This is a genomic window from Mycobacterium neumannii (assembly GCF_002245615.1).
GTDB classification, from domain to species: Bacteria; Actinomycetota; Actinomycetes; order Mycobacteriales; family Mycobacteriaceae; genus Mycobacterium; species Mycobacterium neumannii_A.
Window position 1 is genome coordinate 470,606 of the sequence record NZ_NKCO01000001.1, and the last position, 13,386, is coordinate 483,991.

12 protein-coding genes are annotated in these 13,386 nt (G+C 67.4%); 2 read left to right on the forward strand and 10 right to left on the reverse strand.

All coding sequences use genetic code 11. From position 1 onward, the window contains the following. Window positions 1-38: 38 nt before the first annotated feature. The 8 genes from sepIVA to CEX88_RS02465 form a co-directional block, all read right to left on the reverse strand. The gene (gene sepIVA / locus CEX88_RS02430; RefSeq protein WP_066844861.1) at window positions 39-776 is read right to left on the reverse strand and encodes a cell division protein SepIVA; all 738 of its coding nucleotides are present in this window, start codon (window positions 774-776) and stop codon (window positions 39-41) included. Between the two features lie 327 nt (window positions 777-1,103). Beyond that, window positions 1,104-1,670 carry a hemerythrin domain-containing protein gene (locus tag CEX88_RS02435; RefSeq protein ID WP_066844863.1) on the reverse strand — a complete coding sequence of 189 codons (567 nt, stop codon included), beginning with the start codon at window positions 1,668-1,670 and terminating at the stop codon, window positions 1,104-1,106. An 82-nt stretch (window positions 1,671-1,752) separates the two neighbouring features. Continuing rightward, on the reverse strand, window positions 1,753-2,232 hold the full coding sequence (gene coaD, locus CEX88_RS02440; RefSeq protein ID WP_094292241.1) for a pantetheine-phosphate adenylyltransferase: 480 nt from the start codon (window positions 2,230-2,232) through the stop codon (window positions 1,753-1,755). Between the two features lie 11 nt (window positions 2,233-2,243). Beyond that, window positions 2,244-2,822 (reverse strand): 16S rRNA (guanine(966)-N(2))-methyltransferase RsmD, encoded by a 579-nt coding sequence (gene rsmD / locus CEX88_RS02445; protein WP_094292242.1) that lies wholly within the window; start codon window positions 2,820-2,822, stop codon window positions 2,244-2,246. Continuing rightward, a complete protein-coding gene (locus CEX88_RS02450; RefSeq protein WP_094292243.1) occupies window positions 2,819-6,205 on the reverse strand; it encodes a pyruvate carboxylase in 3,387 nt (1,128 codons plus the stop codon). The genes rsmD and CEX88_RS02450 overlap by 4 nt, the downstream gene beginning before the upstream one ends. A gap of 35 nt (window positions 6,206-6,240) precedes the next feature. Continuing rightward, window positions 6,241-6,873 (reverse strand): vitamin K epoxide reductase family protein, encoded by a 633-nt coding sequence (locus CEX88_RS02455; protein ID WP_238381924.1) that lies wholly within the window; start codon window positions 6,871-6,873, stop codon window positions 6,241-6,243. After that, complete coding sequence (locus CEX88_RS02460) at window positions 6,870-7,646, reverse strand: DsbA family protein (RefSeq protein ID WP_094292244.1); 777 nt, start codon at window positions 7,644-7,646, stop codon at window positions 6,870-6,872. The genes CEX88_RS02455 and CEX88_RS02460 overlap by 4 nt, the downstream gene beginning before the upstream one ends. Window positions 7,647-7,681: 35 nt before the next feature. After that, the gene (locus CEX88_RS02465; protein ID WP_094292245.1) at window positions 7,682-8,770 is read right to left on the reverse strand and encodes an alpha/beta hydrolase; all 1,089 of its coding nucleotides are present in this window, start codon (window positions 8,768-8,770) and stop codon (window positions 7,682-7,684) included. On the opposite strand from CEX88_RS02465, the gene CEX88_RS02470 reads away from it, so the two are divergent. Continuing rightward, the gene (locus CEX88_RS02470) at window positions 8,769-9,599 is read left to right on the forward strand and encodes an aldo/keto reductase (RefSeq protein WP_066844882.1); all 831 of its coding nucleotides are present in this window, start codon (window positions 8,769-8,771) and stop codon (window positions 9,597-9,599) included. The two genes, CEX88_RS02465 and CEX88_RS02470, sit on opposite strands and share 2 nt — an antisense overlap. Before the next feature lie 5 nt (window positions 9,600-9,604). Then, window positions 9,605-10,456 carry an aldo/keto reductase gene (locus tag CEX88_RS02475; protein ID WP_094292246.1) on the forward strand — a complete coding sequence of 284 codons (852 nt, stop codon included), beginning with the start codon at window positions 9,605-9,607 and terminating at the stop codon, window positions 10,454-10,456. Window positions 10,457-10,469: 13 nt separating this feature from the next. Here the strand turns inward: CEX88_RS02475 and CEX88_RS02480 are convergent, their stop codons facing one another. After that, a complete protein-coding gene (locus tag CEX88_RS02480; protein WP_094292247.1) occupies window positions 10,470-11,177 on the reverse strand; it encodes an HNH endonuclease family protein in 708 nt (235 codons plus the stop codon). Beyond that, window positions 11,174-13,384: an ATP-dependent DNA helicase RecG gene (recG, locus tag CEX88_RS02485; RefSeq protein ID WP_094292248.1), complete on the reverse strand. Its 2,211-nt coding sequence runs from the start codon at window positions 13,382-13,384 to the stop codon at window positions 11,174-11,176. Before recG ends, CEX88_RS02480 begins: the two co-directional genes overlap by 4 nt. Window positions 13,385-13,386: the final 2 nt, after the last annotated feature.

Here is a 13,386-nt window from a genome sequence, read left to right on the forward strand (position 1 = left end):
CCGAGTTTACGGCGAGGATTCTTGGCGGCGCCCGGCGCTCAGCGGGCCGCGTAGTCGTGCGTGCCCGCGGCGGTGCGAAGTTGGTGACGACCTCGACCGACGGAGCGCAGCGTGCCGTTGAGGAAGTCCTCGAACTCCGCGAGCTTGCTGTCGACGTAGATGTCGCACTCGCCGCGCAACCGGTCGGCCTCGGCGTGCGCCGAGTCGATCAACCGCGTCGCCTCGGCGGTCGCGGTCGCGACGATCTCGGTCTGCGACACCAGCCGCTGCTGCTCCTTGATGCCCTCTTGCACGGCCTTCTCGTAGGCCAGGTTGCCGCTCTCGATGAGCCGGTCGGCTTCGGTCTTGGCCCGTCCGGTGCTCGCCTCGTACTCGCGCTTGGCGGTGGCGGCGACGCGGGTGGCCTCCTCGCGGGCCTCGCCGACCATCCGCTCGCTGTGCTGTCGAGCCTCGGCCACCATGCGATCGGCCTGGGCCTTCGCGTCGGCCAGCAGCCGGTCCGCTTCCGCGCGGGCGTGGTTCAGGACGGAGTCCGCCTCGGCGGTGGCCGTGGACACCATCGAGTCGGAGTGGTCCTTGGCCTCGCGCAGCATCCCGTCGCGGGCATCGAGGACGTCCTGGGCATCGTCGAGCTCACCGGGAATCGCGTCCTTGATGTCGTCGAGCAGCTCGAGGACATCGCCGCGCGGCACGACGCAGCCTGCCGTCATCGGCACGCCGCGGGCTTCTTCCACAATCGCGCTCAGTTCGTCGAGCGCCTCAAAAACTCGGTACACGGCAACACCCTCCAGGCGTAGTTGACAGTTACTAGTGTGCCTGGTGTTACCCCTGTGACTCAGCTTCCCGCCCGGTGTGTCGCCCCGGACGTCGGAAATTCATGGATTGCTGAGTCTCTCCACTCCCCAGGCCGCAACTCCCGGCTGAATTGCTGCTCGCATTATGTCAACCGCCCGGGACCGAGACGAAAGCCCGCCCCCGGGCGGCATCCTTCGATGGCGCCCGGGGGCGGGCGTGAGTCTTCCTCGAGTCTGAACTTCTTCGCGCGAAATCGGCGTTTTCTCGAACACAAGTTCAGATTCGGCGACCACGACGGCCGGGGGTGCTTACTTCACCGCCGCGCCGATAAGGTCGCGGGCGCGATCGAGCATCGAAGCGAACGGTCCGAGCGCGAAATTGGCCTTGGCCGACTCGACACCCGCATGCGGATGGGTCGGGGCGATCGCCTCGGCGGCCTGCACGGCGCCCGCCATCCGCTTGAGATCATCACCGTCGAGGTTCTTCTGCAGGTGGCTGAACTCCTCGCGCTCCTCGAGTTCGGCGTGCTCGACGACGTCCTCGCGGAACTTCTTCAGTTCGTCGATGAACTCCTGCGACCCGATGTCCATCTTCTCGAGCCGCGACAGGAACTCCTTGGCCTCGTGCTCTTCCTTGAGGCGCGCGTCGACGATGGCCTCACCGTCGGCGACCTCCTTGCGGGCGCGCGGGTGGACCACCATCTCCTCGGCGGTCTCGTGTACGGCCAGCAGCTGACGCAGATCGGCGAACGCCTTCTCGCGCGCCTCGGTTTCCGACGCGCCCAGCACTTCTTCGAACAGGTCCTTGATCAGGTTGTGTTGGTCGGTCAGAAACTTCACGACGTCGTCGGTGTTCTGGACAAACGTTTCAGCCATGGCAGAAACCTCCTGCATTTCGGTAGTGGTGTGGGCGCGAATGGGCTGTGCGCCTGCACCTGTTTACCCCTGCAGGAGCGGGCTAACCCTGGCTCAGCTTGGCCCGCACGCGCGTGTTGACCGCGGCGGGGAGCAGTTCGGAGACGTCGCCACCCATCGACGCGACCTCCTTGGCCAACGACGACGACACGAACGAGTACCGCGGTATCGAGGCTAGGAAGAACGTGTCGACGCCGGCGATGTGCTTGTTCATCTGCGCCATCTGCAGTTCGTATTCGAAGTCGGCACCGCCGCGCAGGCCCTTGACGATCGCCGTCACGCCGCGCTGCCGGGCGAAGTCGACCACCAGGCCCTGACCCGATTCGACGCGCAGGTTCGGCAGGTGCTCGGTGGACTCCTCGATCATCGCGATGCGCTCGTCGAGCGTGAACATGCCCTTCTTGTTCGGGTTGACCAGAACGGCGACGATCACCTCGTCGAACTGCGCGGCCGCGCGCTCGAAGACGTCGACGTGCCCGAGATGGACCGGGTCGAAGGATCCGGGGCATACCGCGCCGCTCATGAGCGATGACGCTAGCAGGGCCGCTCTGGTGCCTCGGCAAGCTCCAGGCGGGTGTCGCCGTAGGTGCGCGACGGCCATACCTGCCAGCCCGGCGGCCACGTGATCGGCGGTCCGCTCGCCGCGCGTTCCACCACGACGACGGTTCCCGGTCCGGCCCAACCCCGTTCGGTGAGCAGCGCCTGCATCGATTCCACTTCCCCGGCGGTGATGTCGTACGGCGGGTCGGCGAGGACGAGGTCGAAACGTCGCGGGCTGCCCGCGGCCAGTACCTCGGCGACGGCGCCGCGCCGCACGCTCGCCCCGGTGACGCCGAGTGCGGCGATGTTGTCGGCGATGACTCCTGCGGCTCGCCGGTCGGCCTCGACGAACGTCGCCTCCGCGGCGCCGCGCGAGAGCGCCTCGAGCCCGAGCGCGCCCGAGCCGGCGTACAGATCGAGCACCGCGATCCCGCCGAAGTCGACGCGCGCGGCCAGCACGTTGAACAACGCTTCCCGTACCCGGTCGGTGGTGGGACGGGTCCCTCCCCCAGACCTGATCTGGGGCACGGTGATTCGTCTACCGCCCAGCGCGCCAGCGATGATGCGGGTCAGCTGACCACCACCAGCAGATCGCCGCCTTCGACCTGTGCCGTCTCCGAGACCGCGACCCGGTTCACCTTGCCCGCCTTGGGTGCGGTGATGGCCGCCTCCATCTTCATGGCCTCGATCGTGGCGATCGTCTGACCGGCCTGCACCTCGTCGTCGACGGCGACGCCGACGCTGACCACCCCGGCGAAGGGCGCGGCGATGTGGTCGGGATTGGACTTGTCGGCCTTCTCCGCGGTGGGGATGTCGCTGGCGACGTTGCGGTCACGCACCAGGACTGGCCGCAGTTGGCCGTTGAGGATGCACATCACGGTGCGCATGCCGCGTTCGTCGGGATCGGAGATCGCCTCGAGCCCGATCAGCAGTTCGACGCCCCGCTCCAACCGGACGCGATGCTCCTCGTCGCTGCGCAACCCGTAGAAGAACTGGTTCGCCGACAGGCTCGACGTGTCCCCGTACTGCTCGCGGTGGGCCTCGAGTTCCTTTGTCGGCCCGGGAAACAGCAGCCGGTTCAGCGCGGCCTGGCGCTTCGGGCCCGCCTGGGCGAGCACCGCTTCGTCCTCCTCGCTCAGTTCCTCCTGCGCCTTGGCCGGCGCCCGGCCGGCAAGCGCCTTGGTGCGCAGCGGTTCGGGCCATCCGCCTGGCGGGTCGCCGAGTTCGCCGCGAAAGAATCCGATCACCGAATCGGGAATGTCGAATCGCGATGGGTCCGAGGCGAATTCGTCTGCGCTGATGCCTGCACCCAGCAGCGCGAGCGCGAGGTCACCCACCACCTTCGACGACGGCGTCACCTTCACCAGCCGGCCGAGCACCCGATCGGCTGCGGCGTAGTTGGCCTCGATCTCCTCGAAGCGGTCGCCGAACCCGAGCGCGATGGCCTGCTGACGCAGGTTCGACAGCTGACCGCCGGGGATCTCATGGTGATACACGCGCCCCGTCGGCGCCGGTAAACCACTTTCGAACGGCGCGTACACCCTTCGCAGCGCTTCCCAGTACGGTTCGAGGTCGCACACCGCCTCCAACGACAGCCCGGTGTCGTACTCGGTGTGTGCGGCCGCGGCCACGATCGAGCTCAACGCCGGTTGACTGGTGGTGCCTGCCAGGGGTGCCGCCGCACCGTCGACGGCGCTGGCTCCAGCTTGCCACGCCGCCAGGTACGTCGCCAACTGGCCGCCCGGGGTGTCGTGGGTGTGCACGTGCACGGGCAGATCGAACCGGGTGCGCAGCGCGCTGATCAACGTGTGCGCGGCGGGAGGCCGCAGGAGCCCGGCCATGTCCTTGATCGCCAGCACATGGGCACCCGCGTCGACGATCTGCTCGGCGAGCTTCAGGTAGTAGTCCAGCGTGTAGAGGTTCTCCCCGGGGTCGGACAGGTCGCCGGTGTAGCTCATCGCGACTTCGGCCACCGCCGTGCCGGTTTCGCGGACCGCGTCGATGGCCGGACGCATGGAATCGACGTTGTTGAGCGCGTCGAAGATGCGGTAGATGTCGATGCCCGTGGCCGTGGCCTCGGCGACGAACGCGTGGGTGACGGTCTCCGGGTACGGGGTGTAACCGACGGTGTTACGGCCGCGCAGCAGCATCTGCAGGCAGATGTTGGGGACCGCTTCGCGCAGCGCGGCCAGCCGCTCCCACGGGTCTTCCTTCAAGAACCGAAGCGCCACATCGTAAGTCGCCCCACCCCAGCATTCGAGCGAGAGCAACTGCGGCGTCATGCGCGCGACGTAGGGCGCCACCATCGACAGCCCCGTGGTGCGCACCCGGGTGGCCAGCAGCGACTGATGGGCATCACGGAACGTCGTATCGGTGACGGCCAAGGGTTTGGAGTCGCGCAGCCAGCGCGCGAACCCCTCGGGGCCGAGTTCGGTCAGCCGTTGCTTGCTGCCGTCGGGCGGCGGCGCTTCCAGGTCGATGTCGGGCAGCTTGTCCTGCGGGTACACCGATGCGGTTCGCGGGCCGTGTGGCTGGTTGACCGTCACGTCGGCCAAGTAGTTGAGGATCTTGGTGCCGCGGTCGGCAGGTGTTCTGGCGGTCAGCAGATACGGACGCTCGTCGATGAACGACGTGCTGATGCGGCCGGCCCGGAAATCCGGATCGTTGACGACCGCTTGCAGGAACGGGATATTCGTCGACACTCCGCGGATGCGGAACTCGGCCAGCGCGCGGCGCGCCCGCGCCACCGCGGCGCCGAAGTCGCGCCCCCGGCACGTCAGCTTCACCAGCATCGAGTCGAAATGCGCGCTGATCTCCGCACCGAGATGGGTGCCGCCGTCCAACCGGATGCCCGCGCCGCCAGGGGTGCGGTATCCGGTGACGCGGCCGGTGTCGGGACGGAATCCGTTGGCGGGGTCCTCGGTGGTGATCCGGCACTGCAGCGCGAAACCGCGCGGGGCCGACAGCGCCTCCTGGCTCAAGCCGAGGCTGTCGAGGGTCTCGCCGTCGGCGATGCGCAACTGGCTGGACACCAGGTCGACATCGGTGATCTCCTCGGTGACCGTGTGCTCGACCTGGATGCGCGGATTGCACTCGATGAACACGTAATGGCCGCGCTCGTCGAGCAGGAACTCGACGGTGCCGGCGAACGTGTAGCCGATCTGCCGGGCGAACGCGACCGCGTCGTCGCAAATCCGTTGCCGCAGTTCGTCGGACAGATTCGGCGCGGGTGCGAGCTCGACGACCTTCTGGTGCCTGCGCTGCACGCTGCAGTCCCGTTCGAACAGGTGCATCACGTTGCCGTGGGTGTCGGCCAGGATCTGCACCTCGATGTGGCGGGGATTGAGCACGGCCTGTTCGAGATACAGCGTCGGGTCGCCGAACGCCGACTCGGCCTCGCGCGACGCGGCATCGATCGCGTCGGCCAGCGCGTCGATTTCGGTGACCCGCCGCATGCCCCGGCCGCCGCCGCCGGACACGGCTTTGACGAACAACGGGAACTCCAGGCGCTCCGCGGCGGCCATCAACTCCTCGGCCGACGCCGACGGGGCCGACGAGTTGAGCACCGGCAGGCCCGCCGAGCGGGCCGCCTCGATCGCCCGCGACTTGTTGCCCGTCAGCTCGAGCACCTCGGCGCTGGGCCCGACGAACGTGATGCCGGCCTCCGCGCAGGCCGCCGCCAGCGCCGGATTTTCCGACAGGAAGCCGTATCCCGGATAAATCGCGTCGGCTCCGGCATGCTTGGCGACCCGGATGATCTCCTCGACCGACAGGTACGCGCGCACGGGATGGCCGGTCTCGCCGATCTGGTAGGACTCGTCGGCCTTCAGCCGGTGAATGCTGTTGCGATCCTCATGGGGATACACCGCGACGGTGTCGATCCCCATCTCGTAGGCGGCCCGGAAAGCACGGATCGCGATTTCGCCACGATTGGCGACCAGCACTTTAGAGATCATGGGCGATCACGCACGTACTTTATCCTCCGGGCGGATCAGACCAACGTGGACCAGTAGCTCCAGAAGCGCACGAGGATCAGCAGGAGCAGGCCGGTGAACCACAGCGTGACCAGAGACCACCGCCAGGTGTGCAGCACCCGCGTGACGGTGTTCCCGTGTTGGGGCTGCAGAGCGACGGCCGCAACGACCACCAACAGCGGGATCGTGACCGCCCACACCACCATGCAGTACGGGCACAGCGCGCCGATGCGGTAGAGGCTCTGGTAGATGAGCCAGTGCACGAACGCAGCGCCCAGCAGCGTTCCCGCGGCCAGACCGGCCCAGTACCAGCGCGGCAACGCGACCCTCGCGAGCGCGAGCACACCGGTCACCACCACGATCGTGAACGAGATGATGCCGATCAACGAGTTCGGGAAGCCGAACGCAGACGCCTGCGGTGTGATCATCACCGAACCGCAGGACAGCACCGGATTGAAGCTGCACGACGGGATGTACTCCGGATCGATCAGGAGCTCGACCTTCTCGACGGTCAGCGCGACCGCGGCGGCCAGCCCCAGCACACCCGCGATGAGGATCCACACCGCGCTCGGGCGACCCACCGGCGGACCCGTCGGCTCATGGGCCATGGGTTCGGACGGCTGGACGGCTCCGGGCGCGGCGAGCGTCACGGCCTCGCCGGCTGGGTCGGATCGGCGTTGGGCGGCGGCGCACCGGCGTCCAGTGCGGGCACCTCGCCGACGATCTTCTCGATCTCGGCGATCAGCGCGTCGGGCGTCGACGGCGAATAGTCCTCACCGTTGATCCGGATGGTCGGTGTCGAGTTGACCCCGCTCGCCTTGGCCAAACCCTTGACCATGTCGTTGTAGCGTCCACCGTTGATGCAGGCCGGCACCTCGCCGGTCACCCCAGCCTGCCGAGCGATCTCGATCAGCCGGGCGTTGTCGGGGAAGGGGCCCACCCCCTCGGGCGGCTGTTGTGCGAACAGCGCGGCGTGGAAACGCCGGAAGGCTTCGGTGTCGGCGTCGGCCACGCAGTAGCCGGCGTTGGCCGCGCGGGTGGAGTAACCCTGGCCCGCCCGGTCGAGGATGGACACCATGTTGTAGTCCACGGCCGCAGCACCGCTGTCGATCAGCCGGTTGATGGTCGGGCCGAACTGCTTCTCGAAGTTGCCGCACGCCGGGCACAGGAAGTCCTCGTAGAGCGACACCACCGCTTTGGGCTCGGACGTGCCCTCCTGGGTGATCACGTTGCTCGACGCCACGCGGACCGCCCTGGTCTCGCCCTCACCGGGTTTGTCCTCTTTGGTCATCACGATGTAGAGCACCAACGCGACGGCGAAGATCACGACGATGGCGGTCAGGCCGATCTGCACAGCCCGGTTCCGCTTGCGGTCAGCCGCCTTCAGGTCGTAGGTCGGGGTCTTCTTGCGTTTCGTGGCCACGCAGGTAAGAGTACCGGCGCGATTTCGCCGCCCGATCAGCCGCGGGCCAGATGCGCCCGCAGCGCCGAGATCACCTCGGCCATCGCGGTGGCGCTGTCACCGCCGAACGGGAAGAAGTTCGCAAAGCCGTGGATCAGCGATCCGAACTCCCGGTGGTCGACGCGGACGCCGGCGGCCCGCAGGGCCTCGGCGTACTGCCTGCCTTCGTCGCGCAGCGGGTCGAAACCGGCGGTGACGATCAGCGTCGGCGCCAGCCCGGACAGATCGTCGGCCAGAAGCGGTGAGACCCGTGGGTCACCGGAATCGACTCCACCGCGCAGGTATTTGTCGCGGAACCAGTCGATGTCGTCGCGGGTGAGGAAGTAGCCCTCGGAGAACAGCGCCTGCGACCTGGTCGTGTCGCGGTAGTTGACGACCGGGTACAGCAGGAACTGCAGGGCCGGCTGCGGCCCCTCGCCGCGGGCGCGGTGCGCGACGAGCGTGGCCTGGTTGCCGCCGGCGCTGTCACCCCCGACGGCGACGCGCTCGGGGTCGGCGCCCAGTTCTGCAGCGTGCTCGCACGCCCATCGGAACGCGGCGTGGGCGTCGTCGGTGCCCGCAGGCGCGGGATGTTCGGGGGCCAGGCGGTAGTCGACCGACAGCACGTGCATCTGTCCCCGGTGGCAGATCTCGCGGCACAGGTCGTCGTGGGAGTCGATGCTGCCGATGACCTGTCCACCGCCGTGGAAGAAGACCAGTAGGGCGCCCTCATCGTCGACGGGCCGGTAATGGCGCGCGCGGATGTCTCCTGCGGGTCCCGGGATCGAGAGATCGGTCACCGACGCGACGGGGATGTTCTGCTTGAAACCCGCAGCCAGCGTTTCGAGTTGTCCGCGGGCTGCGGCGACGCCGTCAGCGTTGACCAGACCGTCGATGCCCGTGAGCTTTTGTCCGGCGAGCATCAACTGCAGCGTCGTGTCCAGCGTGTTGCCGTCGACGCTGACGGTGCGACGTCCGAGCATGAGGCGCTTGACGGCCTCCGGGATGCGCGGCAGCGCGCGAAGGGTGACGCCCGCCGCGGCGTTGATCAGCGTCTCCTTACGGTTCGGCCGCCACTGGTCATCAGCTGGCAGACTCTGGGTCATGGCATCTCCCTCGATCACGTTGAACGACGGTAATTCGATACCGCAGGTTGGACTCGGAGTCTGGCAGACCCCTCCGGAGGACACCGAACGCGCGGTCGCGACCGCGCTCGAGGCGGGCTATCGCCACATCGACACCGCCGCCGCGTACCAGAACGAACGCGAGGTCGGCCAGGCGCTCGAGAAGTCGGGCCTGCCGCGCGATCAGGTGTATGTCACCACCAAGCTGTGGAACTCCGAGCAGGGTTACGACAGCACGCTGAGTGCCTTCGACAAGAGCATGCACCGGCTGGGGCTCGACTACCTCGATCTCTACCTCATCCACTGGCCCTTGCCGGCCAAGGGCACGTTCGTCGACACCTTCAAGGCCTTCGCCCACCTGCGTGAGCAGGGCCGCATCCGGTCGATCGGGGTGAGCAACTTCGAGCCCGAACACCTGCGGGAACTCGTCGACGCCACCGGCATCGTGCCCGCGGTCAACCAGATCGAACTGCATCCGCTGCTGCAGCAGGAGGAGCTGCGCGAGGTGCATGCCCAGATGGGCATCGCCACCGAGGCCTGGAGTCCGCTCGGTCAGGGTTCACTGCTGTCCAACGACACCGTGGTCTCGGTCGCCGATGCGCACGGCAAGACACCGGCCCAGGTGTTGATTAGGTGGCATATGCAGCTCGGCAATATAGTCATCCCGAAGTCGGTGACCCCCGAGAGAATCGTGAGCAACTTCGACGTGTTCGATTTCGAGTTGAGCGAACAGGACATGGCGTCCGTCTCGACGCTCGGCGACGGCACTCGGTTGGGCCCCGATCCGCGAACATTCGAATTCACGGGGTAGGTGAAATGACCGAATCGCCGGGCAATGCGGCTGCGGTTCCGACCGTCACGCTCAACGACGACCACACGATGCCGGTATTCGGTCTCGGGGTCGGCGAGCTGTCGGAGTCCGAGACCGAGCAGGCGGTGCTGGCGGCGTTGTCCGCCGGGTACCGGCTGATCGACACCGCCGCGGCCTACGGCAACGAAGAAGCGGTCGGACGGGCCATCAAGTCGTCCGGTGTTCCGCGCGACGAGATCTTCGTCACCACCAAGCTCGCCACTCCCGATCTGGGCTTCCAGTCGTCGCAGGACGCGCTCAAGGCCAGCCTCGACAGGCTCGGCCTCGACTACGTCGACCTGTACCTGATCCACTGGCCCGCCGGTGAGCACGGCAAGTACGTCGACAGCTGGGGCGGGTTGATGAAGCGCAAGGAGGTGGGCGACACCAAGTCGATCGGGGTGGCCAACTTCCACGCCGAGCACCTGTCGGACGTCATCGACCTGTCGTTCTTCACCCCCGCGGTCAACCAGATCGAGCTGCACCCGTTGCTGAACCAGGCGGAGCTGCGTGAGGTCAATGCCGGTTACGGCATCGCCACCCAGGCGTACGGACCGCTGGGCGTCGGGCAGCTGCTCGAGAACGAGGCGGTCACGTCGGTGGCGCAGGCGCACGGCAAGACGCCCGCGCAGGTGTTGATCCGGTGGAGCATTCAGCTGGGCAACGCGGTCATCGCCCGGTCGTCGAAGGCGGAGCGGATCACCTCGAACCTCGAGGTGTTCGACTTCGAGCTCACCGACGACGAAATGGGCTCGCTCAACGGGCTCGACGAGGGCAAGCGGTTCCGCCCGGACCCGGAAACCTACACCGGCACGTAGGCCTTTAGAGGACTCAACCCGTCGGGCAGGTGGCGGCGGCGTCGCGCAGCGCGGTGGCCGACGGCGCGTCGATCGGCAGCCGGTATCCGCGCAGCACCGCGATGAACTGCATCGAGTACTGGCAGTGAAACGCCGCATTGGGCGGCATCCACGTCGCGGGCTCCTGGTCACCCTTTTCCTGGTTGGCGTTTCCGGCCACCGCGATGAGATTCGCCGGATCGTTGGCAAACCGGACGCGCAGGTCTTCAGGCCAGTTGCGCGCCCCGAGGTCCCAGGCAAGCGCCAACGGGACGATGTGGTCGATTTGCACCGCAGCGCCGGTCTTCTCGCCGCGGGTGAAGGCGACGACGGCGTTGGTGTACGGGTCGTGCAGTGTGCCCGTGGCGACGGCGTCGGGGCAGCGCTTGATCGACACGAACGTCTTGTCGTCGAGGTCGCGATTGAGGATGTCGTTGCGGGTGTCGCACCCGTTGTGTCCGCCCGGAGCAGAGTTGTCGTCGGTCCAGCTGTCCCCGAAAGCCGCTCTGCGGTAGTCGTATCCGCGGATCCGCAACGGTATGACGGGAACACCCGCGAGAACGTCGGCGCCCGGCGCGACGGTCGGGACGTCGGCGCGTGCGATGAACTGCGCCCGGTCCCCCGCCGAGTTGACCGCCTGCGCGGCGACGATCACCGCCAGCGCGACGATCGCGGTCAGCCACAGCAGATGCCTGCGCTTCATGCCTTGTCCAGGAATTCGACGCGGTCGGTGTTGACGAACGGGGCGGCCAGCGCCGCCATACCCGGGTGGTCCGGATCATTTTCGTACAGCCGTGCGCAGAACTCGCGGGCCGTCACGATGATGTCGAGGTGCTCCTGCAGCGATAGGAACCGGAGCGTGATCGCGCGGCCGGATTGGTTGAACCCCAACACATCTCCCTCCTGCCGCTCGTAGAGGTCGAGGTCGGCGAGCTTGAACCCGTCCAATGTGGATGCGACGGCGGTCAGCCGGGCGCCGGCCTTGGACCCCTGCGGGAGTTTGGTGACGAGCAGGCACAGGCTCGGATGCTGTCCGCGCCCGATGCGCCCGCGCAACTGGTGCAGCTGGCTGATGCCGAACCGGTCGGCGTCCATCACCACCATCACCGTCGCATTCGGCACGTCGACGCCGACTTCGATGACCGTCGTGCACACCAGCACGTCGATCTCGCCCGCGCGGAACGCGGCCATCACGGCGTCCTTCTCGTCGGCGGGCAGCCTGCCGTGCATGAGCCCGAGCCGCAGTCCGGCGAGCGGGCCTCGGCTCAGCCGCGCGAACAACTCGACCACCGTGATCGGCGGCGGACCGCCCTCCTTGTCCTTGGCCGACTTGTCGTTCTCGTCGATCCGCGAGGCCACCACGTACGCCTGCCTCCCCTGGCTCACCTCTTCGGTGATGCGCTGCCACACACGGTCCAGCCAGCGTGGGTGCTGGCTGAGAAAGACGGTGTTTGTCGTGATCGGTTGTCTGCCCCGCGGCAGCTCGCGCAATGTCGAGGTCTCCAGGTCACCGTAATGAGTCAGCGCGACGGTGCGCGGTATCGGCGTGGCCGTCATCACCAGCAGATGCGGCGTGATACCCGCAGGGGCCTTGCCGCGCAACCGATCCCGTTGCTCCACGCCGAACCGGTGCTGCTCGTCGACGACCACCATGCCGAGGCGGTGGAACTCGACGGCGTCCTGCAATAGGGCGTGGGTGCCGATGACGATGCCCGCCTCACCGCTGGCGACCTCGTCGCGTACCGCGCGTTTCTGTTGCGCCGTCATCGATCCGGTCAACAGCGCGATGCGGGTGGCACCGTCCATGCCACCGAGTTGGCCCGCCATGGCCAGCGGGCCGAGGACGGCGCGGATCGAGCGAGCGTGTTGTGCGGCAAGGACTTCCGTGGGTGCGAGCAGCGCGCACTGGTAGCCGGCGTCGACCATCTGCAACATCGCGAGCACCGAGACGATCGTCTTGCCCGAACCGACCTCACCCTGCAGCATGCGGTTCATCGGTCGGGTGCTCTCCAGCTCGGCCGAGACGACGTCGAGCACTTCCTTCTGGCCGTCGGTCAATTCGAACGGCAACTGTTCGCACATGGCGGCGACGAGCCCGTCGTCGCGACGCTGCGCGACCGGACCCGACTCACTCAGCTCACCGTGGCGTCGGTTGACCAATGCCCATTGGAGGCCGATGGCCTCGTCATACGTCAGTCGCGCGACCGCGGCGTCGCGTTCGGCCGATCTCTCTGCGGTGTGGATCGCGCGGAGCGCCTGGTCTTCGGTGATCAGACCGTGTTGCCGCAGAAAGGCTTTCGGCAGCGGTTCGGTGATCGGGTCCAGCACGTCGAGCACCTGACGCACGCAGGCGTAGATCTCCCAGGTCTGCACCTTCTTGTTGGCGGGGTAGATCGGGAAGAAGTCGCGTTCGAAGGCGGCCAGCAGGTCCTCACCGGTGGCCCCCGAGGCCTCGGCGATCGCCTTGAGAGACTTGGATCCTCGCACGCCGCCGGTCTCGTGTAACACCAGGAATGCCGGATGGGTCAGCTGCATGACGCCCTTGAAGTAGCCGACCTCCCCCGACAGCATCACCTTCGCACCCTCGACCAGCTGCTTCTTGAGGTACTTGACGTTGAAGAACGTCGCGGTCACCTTCGGCTTCCGGTGTCCGAGGGTGACGACGAGATACTCGCGCTGGGGTTGCCGGTTCGTCCGCCTCAGCTCGGCTTTGGTGATGACGTCGACGAACGTGACGTGGACGCCCTCCTCGAGCTCCTCGCCGTCGCCGGCCGTCGTCATCTCGTCGCTGTACTTGCGGGGATAGTGGCGCACCAGATCGTTGACCGTGTGGATGCCGAAGTGCTCGGCGAGCGGGTCCGCGGCCTTCTTGCCGAGCACGAAGTCGAGACGGTCGGACAGCGTCGCCACGG

Bases quoted from the DNA above. Each gene is read 5' to 3' on its own strand.
- CEX88_RS02435 (WP_066844863.1), bottom strand. From the start codon at position 1,670: ATGGCTGAAACGTTTGTCCAGAACACCGACGACGTCGTGAAGTTTCTG.
- coaD (WP_094292241.1), bottom strand. From the start codon at position 2,232: ATGAGCGGCGCGGTATGCCCCGGATCCTTCGACCCGGTCCATCTCGGG.
- CEX88_RS02450 (WP_094292243.1), bottom strand. From the start codon at position 6,205: ATGATCTCTAAAGTGCTGGTCGCCAATCGTGGCGAAATCGCGATCCGT.
- CEX88_RS02470 (WP_066844882.1), top strand. From the start codon at position 8,769: ATGGCATCTCCCTCGATCACGTTGAACGACGGTAATTCGATACCGCAG.
- CEX88_RS02465 (WP_094292245.1), bottom strand. From the start codon at position 8,770: ATGACCCAGAGTCTGCCAGCTGATGACCAGTGGCGGCCGAACCGTAAG.
- CEX88_RS02475 (WP_094292246.1), top strand. From the start codon at position 9,605: ATGACCGAATCGCCGGGCAATGCGGCTGCGGTTCCGACCGTCACGCTC.
- CEX88_RS02480 (WP_094292247.1), bottom strand. From the start codon at position 11,177: ATGAAGCGCAGGCATCTGCTGTGGCTGACCGCGATCGTCGCGCTGGCG.